General features: G+C 59.9%; 9 protein-coding genes and 1 tRNA gene. 6 read left to right on the top strand and 4 right to left on the bottom strand.

What is annotated here, in order from left to right; translation table 11 throughout:
* Positions 1 to 419: 419 nt before the first annotated feature.
* On the bottom strand, positions 420 to 2,714 hold the full coding sequence (locus NW806_RS09480) for a hypothetical protein (protein WP_414410913.1): 2,295 nt from the start codon (positions 2,712 to 2,714) through the stop codon (positions 420 to 422).
* Positions 2,715 to 3,112: 398 nt separating this feature from the next.
* Between NW806_RS09480 and NW806_RS09475 the strand changes: the two genes are divergently transcribed.
* The 6 genes from NW806_RS09475 (at position 3,113) to gatA (ending at position 6,579) form a co-directional block, all read left to right on the top strand.
* Positions 3,113 to 3,412: a ferredoxin gene (locus NW806_RS09475; RefSeq protein WP_414395897.1), complete on the top strand. Its 300-nt coding sequence runs from the start codon at positions 3,113 to 3,115 to the stop codon at positions 3,410 to 3,412.
* Between the two features lie 137 nt (positions 3,413 to 3,549).
* The gene (locus tag NW806_RS09470; protein WP_414410912.1) at positions 3,550 to 3,825 is read left to right on the top strand and encodes a hypothetical protein; all 276 of its coding nucleotides are present in this window, start codon (positions 3,550 to 3,552) and stop codon (positions 3,823 to 3,825) included.
* 70 nt (positions 3,826 to 3,895) lie between these two features.
* Positions 3,896 to 4,534 (top strand): Uma2 family endonuclease, encoded by a 639-nt coding sequence (locus tag NW806_RS09465; RefSeq protein ID WP_414410911.1) that lies wholly within the window; start codon positions 3,896 to 3,898, stop codon positions 4,532 to 4,534.
* Positions 4,525 to 4,597, top strand: a tRNA-Ala gene (locus NW806_RS09460). The genes NW806_RS09465 and NW806_RS09460 overlap by 10 nt, the downstream gene beginning before the upstream one ends.
* Positions 4,598 to 4,673: 76 nt before the next feature.
* A complete protein-coding gene (locus NW806_RS09455) occupies positions 4,674 to 5,033 on the top strand; it encodes a hypothetical protein (RefSeq protein ID WP_414410910.1) in 360 nt (119 codons plus the stop codon).
* Between the two features lie 46 nt (positions 5,034 to 5,079).
* Complete coding sequence (gatA, locus tag NW806_RS09450) at positions 5,080 to 6,579, top strand: Asp-tRNA(Asn)/Glu-tRNA(Gln) amidotransferase subunit GatA (RefSeq protein ID WP_414410909.1); 1,500 nt, start codon at positions 5,080 to 5,082, stop codon at positions 6,577 to 6,579.
* On the opposite strand, the gene psb28 is transcribed toward gatA, so the two are convergent.
* The 3 genes from psb28 to NW806_RS09435 are packed head-to-tail and all read right to left on the bottom strand — an operon-like array spanning position 6,576 to position 8,529.
* Positions 6,576 to 6,890, bottom strand: coding sequence for a photosystem II reaction center protein Psb28 (gene psb28, locus NW806_RS09445; protein ID WP_414395904.1), 315 nt, complete (start codon positions 6,888 to 6,890; stop codon positions 6,576 to 6,578). The genes gatA and psb28 overlap by 4 nt on opposite strands.
* A gap of 26 nt (positions 6,891 to 6,916) precedes the next feature.
* Positions 6,917 to 8,089, bottom strand: coding sequence for a glycerate kinase (locus NW806_RS09440; RefSeq protein WP_414410908.1), 1,173 nt, complete (start codon positions 8,087 to 8,089; stop codon positions 6,917 to 6,919).
* A gap of 44 nt (positions 8,090 to 8,133) precedes the next feature.
* Positions 8,134 to 8,529: a DUF760 domain-containing protein gene (locus tag NW806_RS09435; RefSeq protein WP_414395907.1), complete on the bottom strand. Its 396-nt coding sequence runs from the start codon at positions 8,527 to 8,529 to the stop codon at positions 8,134 to 8,136.
* Between the last annotated feature and the right edge of the window lie 65 nt (positions 8,530 to 8,594).

The raw sequence follows: 8,594 nt of genomic DNA, 5'->3' as shown, positions 1-8,594 counted from the left end.
CCCTCAGCCGTAGCCGCTTCAGGAGCCTGGACAGAGATGCTCGAGGGAACCTGCGTAACAGTGGGTGTATCGGCAGAGCAAGCGGCTACCACCCCGGTTAGAGAAGAAGCCAGCGCCAAGGAAGCCAGCGTGGAACGCAAGCTGTGCTTGAGGTTACGGTTAGACATCGTCGTCGAATCTCCCAGAAAAAGACTCTACAACCGGTTGAAGCCTTGGCCGGCGCAGCCCGACTCACTCCAGGTGAACTCACGAAGCCTATCTGTCAATAAGCTTACCCAGACAGCGGCCAAAAATACAACAGGAAAACTTCTGGACAGAGAGATGCGCAAGCCAGGCGAGCTGGAGAAAGCGACCTGCCACCACCAAGCAACTCCGTCAGCCCAATAGCAGCAGGCCGCCGTTGCCAGACTAGACAAGAGCTAGTTCGCGGTCACGGTAATGGCAGGCCCGAAGTTGAAGTAGGTGGTGCTGCCAGGGTTAGTGGTGTTGTCAAAGGCGCTAAGGGTAATACCTCCGACCGTAATCGGCCTAGGTGAAGGAATGGCGGGAGTTACCCGGATCTGGCCACCAAAGGGGATAGTGATGGATGGTTCTTGGAAGATAGCCACGTCTCCAGACACGGAGGTGGACCTGGCAATATTATCGGGGATACCTCCTGGTCCTGTCACCGTCACCCTCGCGTTGGCAGGCAGGCCTGGGATACTGATCCTCACACCGCCGACAGGCGGAGGAGGTGGCTGCCCGTCTCCAGGCTGAGCTGGCGGCGCGCCTCCAGGCTGGAACTGCAGACTGGCCCCTGGGCCGAAGCCCACTGCCGAGCAGAGGGCATCCGACACCCCGCCAAAGACAGTAGAGGTGAAAGGAGCTGTTGGCGTGCTATCCAAGAAGTTCAGAAGGTTGCCCGGGGCTCCCGCCAAGCTTTCTTGGCGACCGCACACGGCAAAGCCAGGAATGGGCGTGGGCGTGATGGTGTTGTTGAAGAAAGCCTTGAGAATGGTGCCTTCTCCGCCCAGCGCCCCCGCCGAGGTTGGCGTGAGGTCAACGCTGGGACGAGCGTAGACAGCCAGAGTGCCTTGCGGCGGCAGGTTGAAGGTGTTGCCCGTCACCGAAGCTGTGGCAAAAGGAGCCAGAGTTCCCGGTGCCTGAGTCTGCCGATCCACAATGGCCGCAATGAAGGTCGGGCTGCCGATGGAAGGCTCAAAGCGGTTCTCGCGAATGGTTACCGCGTTTGGCTCAGCCGACACCACATGTACGCCAGCAACGGTGAAGCCGCGCAGCAGGTTTCTGTAAACCTCCGCCTGCGAGAAGTCGCAGACTTGCACAGAGACGTAGGAATCCGCCTGCGTAGGCCGCGTGAAATCGTTGAAGGAGACTTCTACTTTGCTGGTGGTGAGGTTGGATAGGTCACACTCGCCAATGGCTACTTGGTAAGGTGTAGCCGGCCCACCAGCGTCCGGATCTGGGGAAATGCCAGTAATCCGGAAGCCGTTGCCCTCCGTTCCGCCCAACGTGGCATCAGCGGCCAGGATCTTGACTGACTGCACTGTGCTCGTGCCATCAACGGAGTTCAAGGTCAAGCCAGGCCTGTCGGCAGGCAGAACAATCTCGCCCTCAGCCACAAAGGATCCAGGACCAGCCGTTACTGTCTGGTTAGGACCTGCTGCCTCAGCAATGGCGCGGGTAATGGAGAGGTAAATGTTGCTGGTGTTGCTGTTAAACACCAAGCCCGTGTTTCTAGCAACGATGTCACGGCGCTCCACGGCATTGAGGCCGCTGCCTCGCTCGTCGCGAATGGCGTAGACGTTAGCCGTTGGGGTTCTGGGAGTAATGGTGTTGCCAGCAAAGGCCACCAAGCTCAGCCCTGTAACGGCAGGCTCAATGAAAATAGCCGCCGAGCCCGCACCCACATCCTGCGGCACCAAGTTAATCAACTGAGTTTGCACGCCATCGGGAGCTGCGGCGTAGCCCAAGAAGATGTTGTTGTTCTCCACCCGCAGGTTGATGCCTGCGTTGTCGCCGGCAATGCGAATACCCGCTGAGTTAGCTGCGCCAGCCACAAAGAGGTTGGAGCGGGTTACTGTCAGGTTCTTAGAGGTGACGCCAGCAGCAGCTGAGCCAAAGCCAATGGCTACCCCACGGGAAGCTGGAGTGGTTACTGTGGGGAAGAGAACGATGTCAACGCCCGTAACAGTAACTTCTGTGGCCTCCTCAGCGTTAATGCCGTACTCAATCGGTGCCAGGGAGCGGGTGTTGAGAATGCTGAAGTTCTCCAGAACAACGCCACTGGCATTGCTAGTGACCTGAACAGGAGCGCCGCTCTCTGCACCCACCACAATAGCATCGCCCACCAAGCCAGTGGCACCGCGCACCGTAACGTTGCTGCGGTTGATCACGATGTTCTGGCGATAGACGCCTGGCTGCAGGACAAGCGTGAGAGGCTGGGTGCGATCAGAAGTGGCGATAATCCGGTTAATGTCGGTTTCGGGCGTAACTCTAACTGTTCCTGCTGGCGGGGTTGGCGTGGGAGTCGGCGTAGGAGTTGGTGCTGGGGGAGGCGGGGGAGGCGGGGGCGGCGGGGGCGGAGGCACCGGCACAGTTGGGCTAGTACTGCTTTCACCGCAGCCCGTTAGAATCACGGGCAAGAGCACCACGGCAGACGCCAAGGTCAGAGAACCAAGTGACTTCAGCAGCCACCTCTGCATTGTTCCGTTCATTTTTCTCCTCTTAACCAAAAAAGTAGGGTTCGGCTGAACACTTCCCTTACCTTACCCGATCACCTGACCTGAAGCAACTCAAGGCCTCAGGCTCGACGGTCGGGTGGGAGACGCATACACGCCTGTTCGGCGCTTGCTCTAGCTACTCCGTAAATCATACCGTCAGATCTGCCCAACTTGGCAAGTCTTGCCCTTTTTTTCTGGGATCCCTGAGGGCCTGGCCAAGGCCGAGCCCTGCCCCCACAGAGTGGCCCTGCCGAAGGAAGGCTCTGGAGGGGCGGGTGATCCCTTTGTAAAAAATCCGAAGATCTGCCTACTTCCTTACCAAATAGTGCTTGATCCGGGGCAGAAGGGTGGCAGGATGAGGAGTGGACGTTTTTTCTGGAGACCCAAGCAGGATGGCTGTCTACAAAGTTCGGTTGATCAACGAAGAGCGGGGCCTGGACGTCACCATCGATGTGCCGGACGACGAGTACATTCTGGACGTGGCGGAGGAACAAGGGATCGACCTGCCCTACTCCTGCCGCGCCGGAGCCTGCTCGACCTGTGCTGGCAAGCTGGTGAGCGGCACCGTGGATCAAAGCGATCAATCCTTCCTGGATGACGACCAGATCGCCCAGGGCTATGTGCTGACCTGCGTAGCTTACCCTACTTCTGACTGCACCATCATCACCCACCAAGAAGAAGCCCTTTACTGATCGAGCTTGAGTTTCCGTCCCTACCCTTGGCCCCTCTTCCTAAGGAAGGGGGGTTTTGCTTTGAGCAGCCCCTCTCCCAGAGCGAGAGGTTTAGGGCGGTATGATTTCTGTAGCACCTCAACACCCGCTAGCGATCGATGACACCTGAGCAAGAGCAGTGGCTAATTTGTGCCGTCCAAGAGTTGCAAGCTGCCCAGCAAAACCAGCAGGTTTTGATTCAAGAGCTGCGGGAAGGTCAGGCGATGCTGGCGCAGTTTTTCCGCGAGGCCCTCGACCGGTTTGACGAACGCACTCGCGCCATTGAACGCCGCACTGAGGCTTTGGAGCGCCGCACTGACGAGATGGCGAAAGAGATGAGAGAGATGCGGCAAGAGATCCGGGATCTGCGCCGCGACTTTTTGGAACGGCGGTAGCCCAAGCGACCTCTAGCCCTTCTTCCTAAGGGGTTTTATTTTGGAAGTCTAGGATGACAACAGAGAAGTTATGGCTCTGGCCATGGGATCCGTTTCCGCACCCCCAACAGCTCGCCTGAGCTTGGCGGAATACCTTGCTTATTCAGATGGCAGCGACAGCCGCTATGAGCTGGTGGCGGGGGAGTTGGTTCCTATGGCCCTTCCAACCGGACGGCATAGTCAGATCGTAGATTTCCTCAACACGGCTTTTCGAACCGAGATTCAGCGGCAAGGTTTGCCTTGGACATCGCAGCAGATGGCCATTGGGATCCAGTCGCCGCGGGGCAACCGCTGGGATACGGTGCGGATCCCGGATGTGGTGGTGCTGCCTTTGCAGCAGTGGCAGGAGATGGGATCCCGAGAGGCGTTGATTCGTCTAGAAGACCCGCCGCCGCTATTGGTGGTGGAGGTGGTGAGCGAGTCCAGCCGGGCAGCAGACTACCGGGCCAAGCGGGCGGAGTACTGCGTCTTGGGGATTGGTGAGTACTGGATTGTGGACCCTTTGGAAGAGAAAGTAAGCCTGCTGCTGCTCTATGAAGGCTGGTACGACCTGCTGGAGCTAAAGGGATCCGAGCGGGTGCCCTCAAAGGTTTTTGTAGAGCTAGAGTTGCAGGCGGGGGGGATCTTGGCTGCCGATTCAGGTTATCCTAGTAAAGGCACGGGGAGTTAGCTCAGTTGGTAGAGCGCTGCGATCGCACCGCAGAGGTCAGGGATTCGAGTTCCCTACTCTCCATCGCCCTCACCCCTGGCCCCTCTCCCAGCAAGAGAGGGGTGGTAGGATTTCCTTATTCCGTAGTGCTTCAGTAACCATGACACCTGAGCAAGAACAGTGGCTGATTCAAGCCATCCAAGAGTTGCAAGCCTCCCAAAGAGAGCTGCAAGCCTCCCAAAAAGAGTTGCAAGCTGCCCAGCGGGAGCTGCGCCTTGTCCAGCAGAACCAGCAGGTTTTGATTCAAGAGCTGCGGGAAGGACAGGCGATGCTGGCCCAGTTTTTTCGCGAGTCAATGGATCGCTTTGACGAGCGCACCCGGGCTATTGAGCGCCGCACCGAGGCCCTGGAGCGCCGCACGGAAGCGCTAGAGCGCCGCACTGACGAGATGGCGAAAGAGATGAGAGAGATGCGGCAAGAGATCCGAGATCTGCGCCGCGACTTTTTGGAACGGCGGTAGCCCAAGCCCTCCAATTGGCATTTGCCCTTCCTTTACGAGTTGGTCCATGTCTGTCATCCGCACCCTCCACCGCCAGTTGGTAGCCAAAGAGCGCTCTGCCGAGGAGATTGCCCGCGAATACCTAGATCGCCTGCACCAACTGGAGCCGCAGCTTAAGAGCTTCATTACCGTCACGGAGGAGCTGGCCCTGCAACAAGCTAGAGCCGTGGACGCCCGCATCCGCGCCGGGGAGGAGATCGGCCCTTTGGCCGGGATCCCCTTGGCTGTCAAGGACAACCTCTGTACCCAAGGGATCCGCACCACCTGCGCTTCCAGGATCCTGGAGGGGTTCATTCCACCCTACGAGTCGACGGTGACGGCGCGGCTGGCAGCAGCCGGCATGGTGATGGTCGGCAAGACCAATCTGGACGAGTTTGCCATGGGCAGCTCCACGGAAAACTCGGCCTTTCAGCGCACGGCCAACCCCTGGGATCTGACGCGGGTGCCGGGGGGATCCTCGGGGGGGTCGGCAGCAGCGGTGGCGGCAGACCAAGCGGTGGTGGCCTTGGGGTCCGATACGGGGGGATCGATCCGCCAGCCGGCAGCTTTTTGTGGCGTGGTCGGCCTTAAGCCTACCTATGGGCTGGTCTCCCGCTATGGGCTAGTGGCCTTTGCCTCGTCTTTGGATCAGGTGGGGCCCTTTGGGCGCACGGTGGAGGACGTGGCCCTGCTGCTGCAGGGGATTGCTGGCCACGACCCTCTGGACTCCACTAGCCTTAGGGTGGAGATCCCGGACTATAGCCAGGCCCTGATCCCCGAGATCAAAGGCTTCAAGATCGGAGTCATCCGCGACCTGCTGGGAGAAGGGTGTGGGGAAGAGACGCGCGCTGCCGTGCAAGCGGCCATCCAACACCTAGAGGAGCTGGGGGCCGAGATCCTGGAGATCGACTGTCCTAGCTTTCGCTATGGCCTGGCTACCTATTACATCATTGCCCCTTCGGAAGCTTCTTCCAATCTGGCCCGCTACGACGGGGTCAAGTACGGCCTGCGGGAGCCTGCCGACTCCCTCTTGGCTATGTATGGCAAGACGCGCGCCCGTGGCTTTGGGCCGGAGGTGAAGCGGCGCATTATGCTTGGCACCTATGCCCTCTCAGCCGGCTACTACGACGCCTATTACCTAAAAGCTCAAAAGGTGCGCACCCTAATCAAGCAGGATTTCCTCAGGGCTTTTGAGAAGGTGGACGTATTGGTCAGCCCCACCACCCCCACGCCAGCCTTCAAAGCGGGGGAGCGGGCGGATCCTTTGAGCATGTACCTGTGCGACCTGATGACAATCCCCGTCAATTTGGCGGGCTTGCCAGCGCTAAGCTTGCCCTGTGGCTTTGCCGACGGCCTGCCCATTGGCCTGCAGATCATCGGCAACGTCTTGCAAGAGAGCAAGGTGCTGCGGGTGGCCTATGCCTACGAGCAGAGCACTGACTGGCACAAGCGCCGCCCCCCGCTAGCGCGGCCCTCGGTTGAAGAGGCGAAGGGATTCAAAGCCCAACACCAGCCCAGCAGAATTTAGGCCCTGCCCATCTGGTGAGTTGCCGAGAAGCGCTCCATAAAGCGCAGGAAGCGCTCCCACTCGGCTTCGGTTTCCATGTCGTAGACTACCTCCAGGGCTTTGAATTCCCCGTTGAGGAACTTGGCCGTGATGTTGCGGGTAGTTAGCTCCCCCTCTTCGTCAATCATCCGCATGCCGAGGATGTTTTGCGTATCTGTCTTCAACTCCTCGAAGCGAAAAATGGCAGATCCCCGGCTGCCAGTTTTGGATTTCAGCAGCCGTACCTGGGTGGGTACTTCCTCGATGCCGGGAGAAAACTCAATTCTGGCCATGGCTTCCTAGAGTTACGATTCAAGCATTATAGCTGGCAAAAGGCCCGCAACTCTTGAGCAGCCAGCTGCTCTAGGTAATGGCTGGCCTGGCGCTGGGCTTCAGCTACATCCGGGATCCAGTCACAGAGAGCGCCTACCCGGATGGGGTGGGACTGGACTGCCAAGTTGGCTCGGGCGGCAAGGGAGGCCTGGCCACAGAGAATCAAGAGAGGCTTCTGGGCTGCCCTAGCCTGCTGCAGCACCACCCCTACCACTTTGCCCATGGTGCTTTGTTCGTCAAAGCGGCCCTCGCCGGTGACCACGAGATCAGAGCGGCGGATGCGCTCCGCCAGGTTCAACTGCTGAGCCAAAAGCTGGATCCCGGACTCGAGGGTGGCCCCCAAAAAGGCCACCAGCCCTGCTCCTAACCCACCGGCAGCGCCAGCACCAGGGATCCCCTCCACCGCTCGACCCAGGTCGCGCTTGACCACTTCAGCCCAGCGCTGTAGCGCTTGCTCCAATTGCTGCACCTGCTGGGGGGTGGCTCCCTTCTGGGGGGCAAAGACGGCGGCTGCCCCCAGCGGGCCGGTGAGGGGATTTTGCACGTCGCAGAGGCCGCGGATGCGCTTGCCCTGCCAGACCGGCTGCTCAGGTGGCTCGATGCGTGCCAGCCGGGCCAACTCTCCCCCGCCCCAGGCAAGAGGATCCCCCGCTTCATCCAAGAGGCGATAGCCCAAGGCCTGGGCCATGCCTGCTCCTGCATCCACGGTGGCGGATCCCCCCAGGCCTATCCAGATCTCGGCAACGGGCTCCCGACAGGCAACCCGCACCAGCTCCCCCAGACCGTAGGTGGTGGTGCGGGTAGGATCCCGCCGCTCGGGAGGCAGTAAGGTTAGGCCCGCCACCTGGGCTATTTCCAGCAGCGCCCGCTTCCCTGCCACCCCGTACTCGGCCCAGACGGGATCCCCTAGGGGGCCAGTAACCCATAGGCCTTTCTTCTCGCCCCCTAGCGCCGCTAGCCATACTTCCAGCGTGCCCTCTCCCCCATCGGCTAAGGGGAGCAGCTCCACCTCCGCCTCGGGCAAGACCTGGCGGAGGCCCCGGGAGATGCTCTCTGCGGCGGCCTTAGCCGTCAGGGATCCCTTGAAGCTATCCGGGCAGACTAAAATTCGCCGCAGCGGGCGGCTGAGCTGGGATACCTTGACTGTCCTTGGTGGCACCAGAGGGTGGACTGGGCTGCAGGCCGACAAAGCCTAGCCCCCGGCTACTGAGCGCTTTCGCCTTCTGCTGGCGAAGGTTGATCCGCGCTGGAGGCCTGGGAGGCGTCGATGGCAGCGGGTGAGTTGCCCAAAGACTGCTCCAGGGCCAGGCGCTGCTCCATCACCCGCAGAAAATAGCCCCCCATCATCGCTCCAGAGAGCATCTTTGCCAAACTTTCACGGTTGGTAACGATTTGAACGCCAAATTGGTCGGACGGCAGACTGCCCAGCAGGCTGCGGATGTTATAGCCCAAGATCTCTAGCACTTCTGGAGAAGAATTGCGGGCAATATCCTGAAAAACGCTGGGATCCTGCGCCTGCAGGTATTGCCAGAGCCGGTTGTTGGGGCTAGGCGTTGGCACAGCCTCAAAGCCAGGAATGAAGTTGATTGGGCTGGACATGGAGTTACCAAGCTCCCCAAACACAGCAACTAAAGCCCAACGGGATGGCTTGCCTGATCCGTCAG

The sequence above is a fragment of the Synechococcus sp. W65.1 genome, assembly GCF_047461615.1.
Taxonomy (GTDB): domain Bacteria; phylum Cyanobacteriota; class Cyanobacteriia; order Thermostichales; family Thermostichaceae; genus Thermostichus.
This window is presented reverse-complemented; position numbering and strand designations above follow the sequence as displayed.